The sequence below is a fragment of the Catenuloplanes sp. NPDC051500 genome (assembly GCF_044454585.1).
Lineage (GTDB): Bacteria > Actinomycetota > Actinomycetes > Mycobacteriales > Micromonosporaceae > Catenuloplanes.
The window spans coordinates 88685-102136 of the sequence record NZ_JBITDX010000021.1 but is presented as its reverse complement, the minus strand read 5'-3'; the positions used below and the strand labels follow the sequence as shown (position 1 = coordinate 102136).

General features: G+C 72.2%; 13 protein-coding genes. 8 read left to right on the top strand and 5 right to left on the bottom strand.

Annotated elements, in window-relative coordinates:
• Positions 1 to 33: 33 nt before the first annotated feature.
• Positions 34 to 252 (top strand): hypothetical protein, encoded by a 219-nt coding sequence (locus ACIA8K_RS32545; RefSeq protein WP_396066233.1) that lies wholly within the window; start codon positions 34 to 36, stop codon positions 250 to 252.
• Here ACIA8K_RS32545 and ACIA8K_RS32540 read toward each other — a convergent pair.
• On the bottom strand, positions 249 to 1424 hold the full coding sequence (locus ACIA8K_RS32540; RefSeq protein ID WP_396066231.1) for a hypothetical protein: 1176 nt from the start codon (positions 1422 to 1424) through the stop codon (positions 249 to 251). The genes ACIA8K_RS32545 and ACIA8K_RS32540 overlap by 4 nt on opposite strands.
• Before the next feature lie 56 nt (positions 1425 to 1480).
• On the opposite strand from ACIA8K_RS32540, the gene ACIA8K_RS32535 reads away from it, so the two are divergent.
• The 4 genes from ACIA8K_RS32535 to ACIA8K_RS32520 all read left to right on the top strand — a co-directional run bounded on the left by ACIA8K_RS32535 (position 1481) and on the right by ACIA8K_RS32520 (position 7189).
• The gene (locus ACIA8K_RS32535; protein WP_396066319.1) at positions 1481 to 2239 is read left to right on the top strand and encodes a helix-hairpin-helix domain-containing protein; all 759 of its coding nucleotides are present in this window, start codon (positions 1481 to 1483) and stop codon (positions 2237 to 2239) included.
• Positions 2236 to 4641, top strand: a complete 2406-nt coding sequence (locus tag ACIA8K_RS32530) for a ComEC/Rec2 family competence protein (RefSeq protein ID WP_396066229.1) — start codon at positions 2236 to 2238, stop codon at positions 4639 to 4641. The genes ACIA8K_RS32535 and ACIA8K_RS32530 overlap by 4 nt, the downstream gene beginning before the upstream one ends.
• A gap of 65 nt (positions 4642 to 4706) precedes the next feature.
• Positions 4707 to 5690 (top strand): DNA polymerase III subunit delta, encoded by a 984-nt coding sequence (gene holA, locus ACIA8K_RS32525; protein WP_396066317.1) that lies wholly within the window; start codon positions 4707 to 4709, stop codon positions 5688 to 5690.
• Entirely contained in the window at positions 5687 to 7189 is a 1503-nt protein-coding gene (locus tag ACIA8K_RS32520; protein ID WP_396066227.1) for a hypothetical protein, read from the top strand. The genes holA and ACIA8K_RS32520 overlap by 4 nt, the downstream gene beginning before the upstream one ends.
• 95 nt (positions 7190 to 7284) lie before the next feature.
• Here ACIA8K_RS32520 and ACIA8K_RS32515 read toward each other — a convergent pair whose 3' ends face one another.
• From ACIA8K_RS32515 to ACIA8K_RS32505, 3 genes are all read right to left on the bottom strand, one after another.
• Complete coding sequence (locus ACIA8K_RS32515) at positions 7285 to 7839, bottom strand: GNAT family N-acetyltransferase (RefSeq protein WP_396066225.1); 555 nt, start codon at positions 7837 to 7839, stop codon at positions 7285 to 7287.
• A 72-nt stretch (positions 7840 to 7911) separates the two neighbouring features.
• Positions 7912 to 8184 carry a 30S ribosomal protein S20 gene (gene rpsT / locus ACIA8K_RS32510; RefSeq protein ID WP_396066223.1) on the bottom strand — a complete coding sequence of 91 codons (273 nt, stop codon included), beginning with the start codon at positions 8182 to 8184 and terminating at the stop codon, positions 7912 to 7914.
• Positions 8185 to 8330: 146 nt separating this feature from the next.
• Complete coding sequence (locus tag ACIA8K_RS32505) at positions 8331 to 9332, bottom strand: phosphotransferase (protein ID WP_396066221.1); 1002 nt, start codon at positions 9330 to 9332, stop codon at positions 8331 to 8333.
• A gap of 427 nt (positions 9333 to 9759) precedes the next feature.
• On the opposite strand from ACIA8K_RS32505, the gene lepA reads away from it, so the two are divergent.
• The 3 genes from lepA to ACIA8K_RS32490 all read left to right on the top strand — a co-directional run bounded on the left by lepA (position 9760) and on the right by ACIA8K_RS32490 (position 12484).
• Positions 9760 to 11622 carry a translation elongation factor 4 gene (gene lepA, locus ACIA8K_RS32500; protein WP_396066219.1) on the top strand — a complete coding sequence of 621 codons (1863 nt, stop codon included), beginning with the start codon at positions 9760 to 9762 and terminating at the stop codon, positions 11620 to 11622.
• Positions 11623 to 11645: 23 nt separating this feature from the next.
• Entirely contained in the window at positions 11646 to 12119 is a 474-nt protein-coding gene (locus tag ACIA8K_RS32495) for an NUDIX domain-containing protein (RefSeq protein WP_396066217.1), read from the top strand.
• A gap of 86 nt (positions 12120 to 12205) precedes the next feature.
• Positions 12206 to 12484 carry a GlsB/YeaQ/YmgE family stress response membrane protein gene (locus ACIA8K_RS32490; RefSeq protein ID WP_396066215.1) on the top strand — a complete coding sequence of 93 codons (279 nt, stop codon included), beginning with the start codon at positions 12206 to 12208 and terminating at the stop codon, positions 12482 to 12484.
• Positions 12485 to 12575: 91 nt separating this feature from the next.
• Here the strand turns inward: ACIA8K_RS32490 and ACIA8K_RS32485 are convergent, their stop codons facing one another.
• The gene (locus tag ACIA8K_RS32485) at positions 12576 to 13391 is read right to left on the bottom strand and encodes a hypothetical protein (protein WP_396066315.1); all 816 of its coding nucleotides are present in this window, start codon (positions 13389 to 13391) and stop codon (positions 12576 to 12578) included.
• Positions 13392 to 13452 lie beyond the last annotated feature (61 nt).

The following is a 13452-nucleotide window of genomic DNA, read 5'->3' as shown; positions in this document are numbered from 1 at the left end:
GATCCTGCAACCTGCCGGCGTGACAATTGGTCTATGACGGGCGACGAACACTACCGCGCGGCGGAGAAACTGCTGGGCCGGGCCGGGTACGAGGCCGACCGGACGGCGTGGGCAACCCAGGCCAGGCCCGGTGAGGACGTGAACGCCAACCACATCGCGGCGGCTCACGTGCACGCGATGCTCGCGGTCGCGGCCTCGAACAACCCCTCCTACGGCGAGGTCTTGGTGCCGGACGTCCCGCCTTATAACTAGGGCTGTATCTCGCAGCCCTTCAGTGCGGCGCGGGCCGGCTCGTCCGGGAACTCCGGGGCCAGGTGGCGGGGCGGCGCAACGCCGTCCAGCGGCGTGAAGAGCTCACGAAGAGCAAGCTCCGCCCACGGTACGAAGAAGGTGCCGCCGGACCCGTCCGCGATCGCCACCAGGTCGGCGACCGGCACCAGCGCGGGCTCCTCACCGGACCACAGCGCGTAGGTGAAGGTGGAGCCGTCCGGCCGCTGCGCCATCCGCAACGGCAGCGGCGTACCGGGCAGTCCGGCGGAGTGGTGCTGCCGTTCGTACTCGCGCAACGCAAGCAGCCGCTCCGCGCGCCGGACCGCATGGTGCAGCGGGTGACCGGGCGGCGCCTCGTAGGGGACGGTGCGGCCCAGGTCGTCGCTCACGTAGGCCATCGGCGAGGTCGACCGCTCCGAGTTCAAGAACTCGGCCTCCACAAGCGGGAACGTGGCCAGCAGCGTCTCTGGGTCGTCCGTGGTCACCACCACAGTGGTGCGGTCCGGCAGGAACGCCACCGGCCGCCGCCCGTCCAGCCGCCCGCCGAGCCCGGCCAGCCAGCCGTCGACAAGCGGGAACGACGCGCAGTACGAGTCGCCGTCGTCCACGAAGTGCAGGATCGTCGGCAGGCTCTCGCCCGGCCGCGCGGAGACGCCCGGGTTCGCCCGCAGGTTCGCCCGCGCGGTCGCGTACGCCTCGTCCACGGTGACGCCCCAGGTGCGCAGGTGCTCCTCGGTCACGTAAGCCATCGAGGCCGGCAGGTCGATGACCAGCAGTTCGGCCAGGAACGGCAGGGCCGGGCGGGAGACCGGGGCATGCCTGTCGAACACCATCGGCGCGGCGCCACGCAGGACCGGGCGCAGGCGCGGGCGGGCACCCGACCACTCGGCCGGGGCCTGCGGCATGCGGACCAGCGTGTCCACGAACGCGTTGACCCTGGCGCGCAGCTCCGGCCGCGGCGCGGACGTGACCTCAGCGAACAGGTTGTGCAGGTAGAGCGCCGCGTTCTCGTACTGAACGGCGAACTCGTCCGGATCGAACCGGGCGTCCCGGATGCCGTGCCGGCGGAGTCGCTTGACCACTCGCTTGGCCAGGTCCTCCCTGGTCAGCGGCGTACTCCGGGTGGCGCGGCGCCAGAAGAACACTCGGTTCACCTCGGTCTCGTCCCTGTCCTCGGCGGTCACTTCGCGTGATCGCCAGCCGGGCCGGGATGGTAGCAGCATCGGTCCACGATTCCAGGGCTGTCCACCGGCAGAACCGTTGTCCACAGGGCCGACAAGCATCGATCTTTCGGCCGTACGGTGCCCGGGTGGACGACGAGGACGAGGCAGAGCGGCGGAGCGATCCGTTCGGCCCGGGCGGGCGTTTCGGGCGGTGGGACCCGGGGTCCCACGGTGTGCGGGCCATCGCGGCGGTGGTGCTGGTGGCGGCGCTTGGGGCGGCGGCGCTCGCCTGGCGGGCGCGGCCACAGGCGGACGTTGTCGCATTGCCGACGGCCGCGGCGTCAGGGCTGTTTTCGGAGGCCTCCGCCCCGTCCCCGGCCGAGCTGGTGGTGGCGGTCGCGGGGAAGGTGCGGCGCCCGGGAACGGTGCGGTTGCCGCCGGGCGCCCGGGTGGCGGATGCGTTGGAGGCGGCCGGCGGGGCACTGCCTGGCGTCGACACGGCGCTGCTCAACCTGGCCAGGAAAGTTACTGACGGTGAGCTGATCCTGGTGGGGGTGAGTGCTCCGCCGGGCCTGCCGTCCCCTCCCGCGGCGGGTGCCGGCGCGGTGCCGGGTGGGCCGCTGAACCTGAACACCGCAACGCTCGCTGACCTGGACGGGCTGCCGGGTGTGGGGCCGGTGCTGGCGCAGCGGATTCTCGACCATCGGGACAAGATGGGCGGCTTCAAGGCCGTGAGCGACCTGCGCGAGGTCGACGGGATCGGCGACAGTCGCTACGAGCAGCTGAAAGAGCTGGTCACGGTATGAGTGAGTCTCCACTCGACCTCCGGCTGGCCGGCGTCGCGCTCGGTACCTGGCTGGCCGGGCTGGCCGCGCTGTATCTCCCCGTCCGGTCCTCACTGCTGCTGGTGGGCGTTGCGGTGCTGCTCGCGGCGCTGGTAACGGGCTGGTGGCCGCGCGGGGACGCGGTCCGCGTGCTGCCGGGGCGGCGTGATCGTGCGGCGCCGGCGCTGCGCGGGTGGCGTGGACCCGCGGCAGGCGCGCTGCGCGGGTGGCGTTGGATCGTGGTCGGCGTGCTGCTCGGGGTCGCGTGCGGTGCGGCCGTCACCGCGGCGCGGGTGGCCGTCCGGGACGCGGAGCCGCTGGCCGGGATGGCCCGTGAGCGCGTGGCCGTGCGGGCCCGGCTTACCGTCCGCGACGATCCGCGGCCGCTTACCTCGTCCGCCGGGCGGGCGCCGACCTGGCTGGTCGCGGCCCGTCTCACCTGGATCGCGCCGCAGGAGACGCCGGCCGGTCACCGGGTCGACGCGCGCGTGCTTGTGCTCGGCGCCGGGGACGGCTGGCGCGGCCTGCTCCCCGGGCAGCGCCTCACGGCCGAGGGCCGGCTGATGACCGCACGCGGCGGCGACCTCACCGCGGCGGTGCTCGCGGTCGACGCCGACCCGGTCCCGATCGGCGTCGCCTCCTGGGCGCAGCGCGCGGCCGGCACGCTCCGGGCCGGGCTGCAGCGGGCCTGCGCCGGCCTGCCGGACGACGCGGGCGGACTGCTGCCCGGACTCGTCGTCGGCGACACCACCCGGCTCGATCCGGCCGTCGAGGAGGACTTCCGTACCACGGGCATGACCCACCTGTGCGCGGTCAGCGGCGCGAACATCGCGATCGTGATCGGCTGTGTGCTCTTCCTGCTCCGCCGGGTCCGCGCCGGGCCGCGCCTCTCCGTCGTACTGGCCGCGTGCGCGCTTGTGGGGTTCGTGATCCTGGCCCGGCCGTCGCCGAGCGTGGTGCGCGCCGGCGTGATGGGCGCGATCGCGCTTGTCGCGCTCGCCACCTCCCGGCCGCGCAACGCGGTCCCGGCGCTCGCCACCACGATCGTCGTGCTTGTGGTCGCCGACCCGGAGCTGGCCGGCGACGCCGGATTCGCGCTCTCCGTTCTTGCCACCGGCGGGCTGCTGGCCTTTGCGAGCCGCTGGCGGGACGGGCTGCGCCGGCTGGGCGTGCCCGGCGGGCTGGCCGAGGCGCTCGCGGTTCCGGCCGCCGCGCAGGTCACCTGCGGCCCGGTCATCGCCGGGCTGTCCGGCTCGGTAAGCCTCGTCGCCGTCCCGGCGAACCTGCTGGCCGCGCCCGCGGTCGCGCCGGCCACAGTGCTCGGCGTGATCACCGCGGTCGTCTCGCCGCTCTGGCCGGACGCGGCCGCACTCACCGCCTGGGCAGGCGGCTGGCCGGCCCGCTGGCTGGTGCTCGTCGCCCGGTACGGCGCGCTCGTCCCGTCCGGCTCCGTCCCCTGGCCCGGCGGCGTCGGCGGTGGACTGCTGCTGGCCGCGCTCACGGTCGCGATGCTGCTCGCGTTCCGCCGGCCCCGGGTGCGCCGGATCGTCGCCGCCCTCACCGTCGCCGTGATCATCGGCGCGCTGCCGGTGCGCCTGGTCGCGTCCGGCTGGCCGCCCGCCGGCTGGGTGATGGCGAGTTGCTCGGTCGGGCAGGGCGACGCGACAGTGCTCCCGCTCGGCCGCGGGCAGGCCGTGGTCGTCGACGCCGGTCCGGAGCCCGCGCCTGTCGACCGCTGCCTGCGCGACCTCGGCATCGACCGTGTCCCGGTGCTTGCGGTAAGCCATTTCCATCAGGACCACATCGGCGGCCTCGCCGGTGTCTTCCGCGGCCGCCGCGTCGACGCGGTCGTCACCACCGCCTGGCCGGAGCCGGCTGCCGGGCACGACCTGGTGCATGAGGAGGCGGCGCGGCACGGGACACCTGTGCTTGCGGTCCCGGCCGGCTGGACCTGGACGGCCGGCGACCTGGCACTTGAGGTGGCCGGGCCGCCGGAACAGCTGCGCGGCACCCGCTCCGACCCGAACAACAACTCGCTTGTCCTGCTCGCCCGGTCGGCCGGCGTGCGAGTGCTGCTGATGGGCGACGCCGAGACCGAGGAGCAGGACGCGCTGCTGCGGCGGTGGGGGTCCATGCCTGTCGACCTGCTGAAACTTGCCCATCATGGGTCCCCTTTTCAGAGCACGGACTTCCTGGCCGCGGTCGATCCGGCGGTGGTATTCGTCTCGGTCGGCAAGGGCAACGACTACGGGCATCCGAACCTGCCGTTGCTGGCCCGGCTCGCCCGGGACGGCGCGCGGATCCTGCGTACCGACGAGCAGGGTGACCTCGCCGCGGTCCGGCATCCGGACGGCCTCGCGGTCGTGCCCCGGGGAGCGCCGTGACGAGCGGATATGCGACCGGACCCGTTCGGGTGACCGGGGGCGGGTCCCGGGTGACGCGTGCGACGATGTCCGGCGTGACTGCCGCGATCCCCCCTGCGTTGACGCTCGTCCTGGGTGACGAGGAGCTGCTCTCGGCCCGCGCGATCGCGCAGACCGTCCAGGCCGCGCGCGCGGTGGACCCGGGGGCGGACGTGCGCGAGTACGAGGGCGGCGCGCTCGTGCCCGGCGAGGTCGCGGAGATGCTCAGCCCGTCCCTGTTCGGCGGCCGCCGCGTGCTCGTGCTCCGCGCCGGGCAGGACGCGCGCAAGGACATGATCGCCACACTGCTGGCGTACGCGAAGGACCCGGACCCCGAGGTCAACCTGATCGTCGCCCACCTCGGCGCCGCCAAGGGCAAGGCGCTCGCTGACGGGCTGAAGTCCGCAGGGGCAACTGTCATCCCGGTGCCCAAGATGAAGGGCGCGCGGGAACGGGTCGCGTTCGTCCGCGACGAGATCCGCCGGCTCGGCGGCTCGTGCAGCGAGGACGCGGCCACCGGCCTGCTCGACGCGGTCGGCAACGACCTGCGCGAACTCGCCGCCGCCTGCTCACAGCTGATTGCCGACACGGACGGCCGGATCACCGCGGAGACCGTCGCCCGCTACTACAAGGGACGGGCCGAGGTAAGCGGCTTCACGGTCGCGGACGCGGCAGTCGTCGGCGACGTGCCGGGCGCGCTCGAGGCGCTGCGCTGGGCGCTTCACGTCGGCGTGGACCCGGTGCCGATAGCGGACGCGCTTGCGGACGGGGTGCGTACCGTCGCGCGCGTCGCCTCGGCCGGGCGTGGAAACGCGTACCAGCTGGCCAGCAGCCTCGGCATGCCCGCCTGGAAGATCGAGCGCGCCCAGCGCCAGTCGCGCGGCTGGAGCCCCGAGGGACTTGTTGACGCGATGAAGGCGGCGGCGGACTGCAACGCGGCCGTCAAGGGCGGCGCCGAGGACCGCGGCTACGCGCTCGAGCGCGCCGTGGTCGCGGTGGCCACCGCACGCCGCACGGGTGGCGGCCGATGAACCGTCCGCTCTACGTCCGTGTGCTCCGACTCCGGTACGTCAGCCCCGGCGGCCTGCTCTGCTTCGTCTACTTCGAGGGTGCGTTCGGGCTGGGCGTGCTGCTCGCGCTGGCCGAGCTGGTCACCTGGTGGGGCGTCCTGGTCCTGCCGGCCTCGATCGCGCTCATGGTCAAGCTGAACGATGTGATGGCAGGCGTCGCGGCCGTCCGCTCCGCCACACCCCGCCGGGCCCAGGGTGGCGCCGGCGACGCGGTCCGCCGCTCGCTGGCCCGCCGGACGGCCGCGCGCGCGGCCGGCGCGGTACCCGGGCCTGTCGGCGCGGTACCCGGGCCTGTCGTGCCCGGGCAGGTATCACGGGTCTTCGACGGTGCTGCGGCCGAGGTTTATGGTGCGGCGCTCGCCAGAGGCGCGGCGGATCTCCACGGGGCCGCGAACTCCCACGCTGGCCTGACCGGCGGCCACGGCACCCTGGCCGAGCAAGCCAGGGTCGAGGCGTCTCGGGCCCGCACTGTGCGGGCTGCGGCGGTGCGAAACGAGCGCTCCGGGGCCGAGGCCGTTCCGGATCAGGCTGTGCGGGTCGCGGCAGCGCGGATCGAGGGCCCGTGGGGCTCGGGATCTCAGGATCAGGGCTTCCAAGCCGCGGCGGATTCGCGAGCTGCGGCAGTTCACGATGACGGCGTGCGGGCGGGCGCGGGCCGAGACGGCAACGCGTGGTCCGGGACCGGGACTCCGCAGGGCGTGAGACCGGCCAGAGCAGGGGCTACACGCGGCGTCGGCGGAGCGCGGTTCGCCGGCCAACGCGTCGATTCGACGAGGCCGGTTTCAGGCGCGGTCTACCGGGCGTCGGGGGAGGCCTACGGGGCTTTCGAGGATTCTGGGGATTCCCGGGACATGGCAGGTATGCACGGCGGCCGAGGCGGCAATTCGAGGAACAGCGAGGCGCAGGACGGCAATTCGAGGAACGGCGAGGCGCGGGACGGCGAGGCGCAGGACGGCAATTCGAGGGACGGCGAGGCGCGGTTCTACGGCGGCGAGCCGTCCGTGGCACCGGTCGCGGGGCAGGCGGTTTTCCGGTCTACACCGGCGGACCGAGCTCCGATTCCCACTGCTCCCCGCGACGCGGTCGGACCTCAGCGGACGCCGGGCGGCCGGCGCCCGAACGATTCCCACCGTCTCGTCCCACCACCCGGTCGCGGCACACCGCCCGGCCGCGCGCCGATGACCGGTGGCGCCCCCGCCGCCCGCCGTGCCGCCGATGGTGGCACCCACCGCTTTCCCGACCGTCCGGCCGAGTCCTGGGATGGTCGCCAGCCCTACCGCGGTCCGGCAGACGGCACGGCCCGGCAGGCCCCGGGCGCGGCCGGAGTTGGGCGGCGTCCGGCCGAAAGCACCGGCAGGCACGACAGCGACCTGCGTACCGACGACCGTTTCACAGCGACCGGCCACCCGGACACCCCTCAGCAACGGGCCAGGCAGTCCGGCACCCGCCGCTACGAGTAAGCAGCACCCGAGCGCCGCCACCAGGGCTGGCGCCGGAGCGGCACCAGGGCTGGCGCCGGAGCGGCACCAGGGCTGGCGCCGGAGCAGCACCGCGGCTAGCGCCGTAGCGGCTGGCGGGCGCCCATGAGCAGGTAGTACGGCGGTATTCCGCCGAACAGGAACGGAGTGGTGAGCTCCTCGAAGCCCAGGTCCGTGTAGAGCCGGCGGGCGGCGGCGCTCTCCACGCGGACGCTCAGCAGGACGCGGGAGGCGGGGCTGGCGTCACAGACCGAGGTGATCAGGGCACGGCCGAGGCCCTGGCGCTGGGCGGCGGGGTGGACGTGCAGCTCGGTGAGTTCGAGCGTGTCGGGGGTGAGCCAGGAGGCGGCGGCCACGGCGGCGAGGCGGGGGTGGACCTGCCGTTCCCACCAGCTGTGGTCCCCGGCCGGGAAGGCGTAGCAGAAGCCGGCCAGGTGCGGGCCGTCGAATGCGCCCCGGGCGATGACACCGGGATGCCGCGCGTGCTCGGTGAAGATGTCGCGGCGCTGGAGCTGCTCGGCGGGAGTGAGACCGAACGCGGCGGTCATCACGTCCGCGGCGGCGGACGCGGCGACGGCGAGGTCAAGCGAGGTGATGATCATGTCGCGCGGGACAAACGCAACGACGGGCACCGCGCGGCCTTGGAGGAGGCCGACACGGTGCCCGTCCGTGAAGCGCTGTTTAGAGCAGACCAGTGCGGTGGATCAGGCGGCGGTCGAGAGCGCGAGCAGGCGCTTCGCGATGGCCGACTTGCGGTTCGCGGCCTGGTTCTTGTGGATCACGCCCTTGCTCACCGCCTGGTCGAGCTTCCGGCTGGCGTCCCGCAGGAGCGTGGTCGCGTTGGTGTTGTCGCCGGCCTCGGCGGCGGTGTGGAACTTGCGGATGGCCGTCTTCAGCGACGACTTGACCGACTTGTTCCGCAGCCGGCGCTTCTCGTTCTGCCGGTTGCGCTTGATCTGGGATTTGATGTTCGCCACGCGACAGCCACGTCCTTACGAAATTGCGATTACTGACGACAGAAAGATGGTGAATCAAGCTGGTGCGAGCGCAGGCAAACTGGTGCCGCTGCACGCGAAAGCCCAGAGTACCAGCCCGGATGCGGGCCGGCCAAAACGGCCGCCGATCAGGTCGTCAGCCACCCTCGCCGGGTGGCCAACCAGTGCAGCGCCATGTTGCCGCTCCACCGCTGGTGACCACGAATATACGGTGACGCGCTGCTCGGCCCGGAGTCGGCCCTCGTCAACCAGTACCCGGCCATCGACGCGAGCATCGCGTCGAGCGCTTCGGCGGGCACGTCGCGGGCGGTCGGGTGCGCGGCGAAGAGGCCGTCCGCGTCCAGCCCGCTGGCGTGCGCGGTGACAAGCAGCGTCGCGGTGTCGAAGAACGGCGCGCCGCGGCAGCACCAGGTCCAGTCGCAGATCCACCCGCGACCGGCCTTGTCGACCATGACGTTGTCCAGCCGGAGGTCACCGTGGATCACGCCGTCACCCCGGCCGTACCCGGGCGCGAGCTTCTCCAGTGCGACCAGCTCGTCGAGCAGCTCGCCGTGCCGCGCGGTCGCCCAGGACGGCAGCGCCGGCTCGGGTTCACGGCCCCCGGCGATTTCCGCCCACCAGGACAGGTCGTGCTCCAGCAGGTAGGACAGTGGCGGCAGGTCCAGCGCGAGCAGCTCCGCGGGTGGATCGGCCAGCGCGTCCGCCGCGGTCGCCCAGGCGTCAAGCGCGGCCCGCAGATCCGGCGCTGTCCAGGGCAGTAGCGGCACCGCGCCGTCGATCGCGTCCAGGCAGGTCGCGTAATAACCGGCGGCGGTCAGCGACCAGCGCGGCCGTGCCGCCGGGACCGCCTCGGGCAGCGCGCCGGTGATCGACACCTCCCGGTACTGCCAGTCCGCCAGGTGCCGTTCGTGCTCAAGCGACGCCGCCTTCACGAAGAACCGCTGTCCCGCCTCGGTGTCAAGCACCCCGGCGAAGCCCCTCGTGAAACCGCCGCCCGCACTCGTCGCCCAGACCACCGGCGAACCGAGCCGCGCCCCGATCACGGTGCGCAGCTCCATCGGCAGGTCCGCCCAGGCCGGCCGCACCGCGGTGGCGCCGTACGGCACATCGGGCAGCGAGATCACACCCATCGCCCCATCCTGCCCCGGATGACCGGAAATCGTTACCGCGGGGTAGGTCCACACCACAAGATCAGCCGCGGGGGGTACGCCGTCGCCGCCCGCGCGCCCGGCGTATGGAGAATCGCCCGCCGCCGGCCATCCACGCCCGTCAGCCCGCACGCATTCCGCGGCTTGCGCCGGGTGGGGCGGGGGATCCGGGGCCGGTAGCGCGCGGAGCGCGTGATGGCACCGGGCCGCGAAGCGTGCGGGGTGTGCGAGGCCGCGGCGTACCCTCGGAGGATCCTGGTTTTGATCGCTCCTCCCGGCGGGTCGCCGGGCGGGCTCGGCGGCATGGGACCATGGAGTGCGACCCAGTGACTCCGAGCGCGATCGACCCGGCGGCTCTGAGTGCGGTGACAAGCGGCCTCGACGACAAGAACGGACGAACGTGCCACCCATGCGTGACCCCGGCGCGACCGATCCCGGCGCCATCCGGAACTTCTGCATCATCGCCCACATCGACCACGGCAAGTCGACGCTGGCTGACCGGATGCTGCAGCTCACCGAGGTGGTGGACGCGCGGCAGATGCGGGCCCAGTACCTCGACCGGATGGACATCGAGCGCGAGCGCGGCATCACGATCAAGTCCCAGGCGGTCCGCATGCCGTGGACCGTGCGGGAGGGTGAGCGCACCGGCGAGTCCGCGGTGCTCAACATGATCGACACGCCTGGGCACGTGGACTTCACCTACGAGGTGTCGCGCAGCCTGGCCGCCTGTGAGGGCGCCGTGCTGCTTGTCGACGCCGCGCAGGGCATCGAGGCGCAGACGCTTGCGAACCTGTACCTGGCGATGGAGAACGACCTCCAGATCATCCCGGTGCTGAACAAGATCGATCTGCCGGCGGCGCAGCCGGAGAAGTACGCGGAGGAGCTCGCCCACCTGATCGGCTGTGAGCCAGAGGACTGCCTGCGGGTCTCCGGCAAGACCGGCATGGGCGTGGCGCACCTGCTCGACGAGGTGGTGCGGAAGCTTCCGGCGCCGACCGGTGATGCGGCCGCGCCGGCCCGCGCGATGATCTTCGACTCGGTGTACGACATCTACCGGGGCGTGGTCACCTACATCCGGGTGATCGACGGCAAGATCGAGGCGCGCGACCGGATCAAGATGATGTCCACCGGCGCGGTGCACGAGCTGCTGGAGATCGGTGTTATCTCGCCGGAGATGCTCAAGGGGACCGCGCTCGGCGTCGGCGAGGTCGGTTACCTGATCACCGGTGTGAAGGACGTGCGGCAGTCCCGCGTCGGCGACACCGTGACGATCAACAACCGGCCGGCCACCCAGGCGCTGGGCGGCTACAAGGACCCGCGGCCGATGGTCTACTCCGGCCTCTACCCGATCGACGGCTCGGACTACCCGGCGCTTCGCGAGGCGCTGGACAAGCTGAAGCTCAACGACGCGGCCCTGGTGTACGAGCCGGAGTCCAGCGCGGCGCTCGGCTTCGGCTTCCGCTGCGGCTTCCTCGGCCTGCTGCACCTGGAGATCATCCAGGAGCGGCTGGAGCGCGAGTTCGGCCTCGACCTGATCTCCACCGCGCCGAACGTGGTGTACCGCGTGCAGATCGAGGGCGGCGAGGAGGACATCACCGTCACCAACCCGAGCGAGTTCCCGGAGGGCAAGGTCGGCGCGATCTTCGAGCCGACCGTGCGCGCCACGATCCTCGCGCCGAATGACTACGTGGGCGCGGTCATGGAGCTCTGCCAGGGGCGGCGCGGCCAGCTCAAGGGCATGGACTACCTGTCCAGCGAGCGCGTCGAGCTGCGCTACACGCTGCCGCTCGCCGAGATCATCTACGACTTCTTCGACCAGCTGAAGAGCCGCACGAAGGGGTACGCCTCGCTTGACTACGAGCCGTCCGGCGAGCAGGAGTCCGACCTGGTCAAGGTCGACATCCTGCTGCACGGCGACCCGGTGGACGCGTTCAGCGCGATCGTGCACAAGGACAAGGCCTACAACTACGGCGTCACCATCGCGGCCAAGCTGCAGAAGCTCATCCCGCGACAGCAGTTCGAGGTGCCGATCCAGGCCGCGATCGGCAGCCGGATCATCGCCCGCGAGACGATCCGCGCGATCCGTAAGGACGTGCTCGCCAAGTGCTACGGCGGTGACATCTCCCGGAAGCGGAAGCTGCTTGAGAAGCAGAAGGAAGGCAAGAAGCGGATGAAGATGGTGGGCCGGGTCGAGGTGCCCCAGGAGGCCTTCATCGCGGCGCTGAACACCTCCGACGGCGGCGAGGCGGGCGGCAAGGCCCCGAAGAAGTGACGGTGCACTGCTCGCGGTGCGGCGTGGCTCTGCCCGCCGCACCGCCGACCGTCTGCGCGGCCTGCGGCTACCACGTGTACGTGAACGCGCGCCCGACCTCCGGGTTGATCATCCTGTCCGAGGACGGGACCCGCTTCCTGGCGCTGCTGCGGGCCCGTGAGCCCAAGGCCGGGCTGTGGGAACTGCCTGGCGGTTTCTGCGACGGCTGGGAGCACCCGTCCGAGTCGGCGGTCCGGGAGGCACGCGAGGAGCTCGGCGTCGACGTCACGCTCGGCGCGCTGGTCGGCATGTATGTCGGCTCGTACGACTACCAGGACGAGACGCTTCCGGTGCTCGACTGCATCTACCTCGCCACGCTGCCGCCGGACGCGGTCATCACGCTCGATCCGGCCGAGGCCGCGGAGCTGACCTGGTTCCCGATCACCTCGCCACCGGCAATGGCGTTCGGGACGATGGACCGCGCTCTCGAGGACGCCCAAAAATACTTCATGCGATAGGCGGTTTGGTTTCTCCGAAGTCCGGGAATCCATCGATCACACAACGACGGATACAAGCACCACCCCGGATATCTGGAGGCTCTTCAATGACCATCGTCGGCATCCTCACCGCTCTCATCGTCGGCCTGATCATCGGCGCGCTCGGCCGCCTGGTCGTGCCGGGTCGCCAGAACATCCCGCTGTGGCTGACGCTCGTCATCGGTGTCGGCGCGGCCCTGCTCGGCACCGCTATCGCCCGTGGCCTGGGCTACGCGGAGACCGCCGGTTTCGACTGGCGTGAGCTGCTCACCCAGGTCGTGCTCGCCGCGATCGGCGTCGCGCTGGTCACCGGCTTCTGGGGCCGTCGCAGCGTCTCCCGCTACTGAGACACCGGAACCTCAAAGCCCGGCCGCTGGTGCGGCCGGGCTTTTCCGCGTCCAATTCCCACACGTTGTAGGTATTGAACGGGAATGCGCGTCAGCTGAACACCTCGGCCACGACGCGGCCGGTTCCCGCTGCCGGAACGCCCGCGATCGGTGACCAGTCGCCGCGCTCCGCGTCCCACTCCAGGCCGCCGAAGAGGACGCGTTTCACGCCGAGCTGGCTGGCGTGCGAGACGAGCCAGTGTGCGTAGCGCCAGCCGTCGCGGTCGTCGCTGACGTCGAGGGTGAGGCCGGCGGTGTCCGAGGCGGCGGATTTTCCCCAGTCCGCGTGAAGTCCCTCCGCGAGGACTGACGCGGCCGCGCTGCCCCGGAGCTCGGGCTCGCCGGTGACCGTGCAGGAAACCGCGCCGGTCGCCTCGCCGAACAGCGCCCTGGCCAGCACCTCGGACTCCGGCGCCCACTTCTGGTACGCCTCCGGGAACGCGCTGCGCTGGACCAGTTGGGCCGCATCGGTGACCCGCATGTCCTCCCAGCCGGAGACCTTGCGGAGCGCCTCGTAGAACTTCCCGGACGCGTAGCGGGGGTCGCGGATCTCCTCGGGCGTGCCCCAGTTCATGCTTGGCCGCTGCTGGAAGAGGCCGATCGAGTCGCGGTCGCCGCCGGCCAGGTTCTCCAGCTTCGACTCCTGCAGCGCGGTGGCGAGCGCGACAGTGACCGCGTACTCCGGCATCTTCTGGCGGATGCCGACCGCGGCGATGGTTGCCGCGTTCGCCATCTGTTGCGCGCTCAGGTTGACCTGGCCGTCCGCGGTGACCACGCAGGCGCGGGACAGCACGAGCGGAACCTTGGGGAGTGTCTCGCCCCAGTCGTGCCGGGCGGCCAGCAGGCCGAGCGTCCCGGCAAGTGCCATCGTCGCGACCGCAGCAGTCACTCCCTGTATACGCAACCGTCACCCCCGTTGTGTAGGGGTC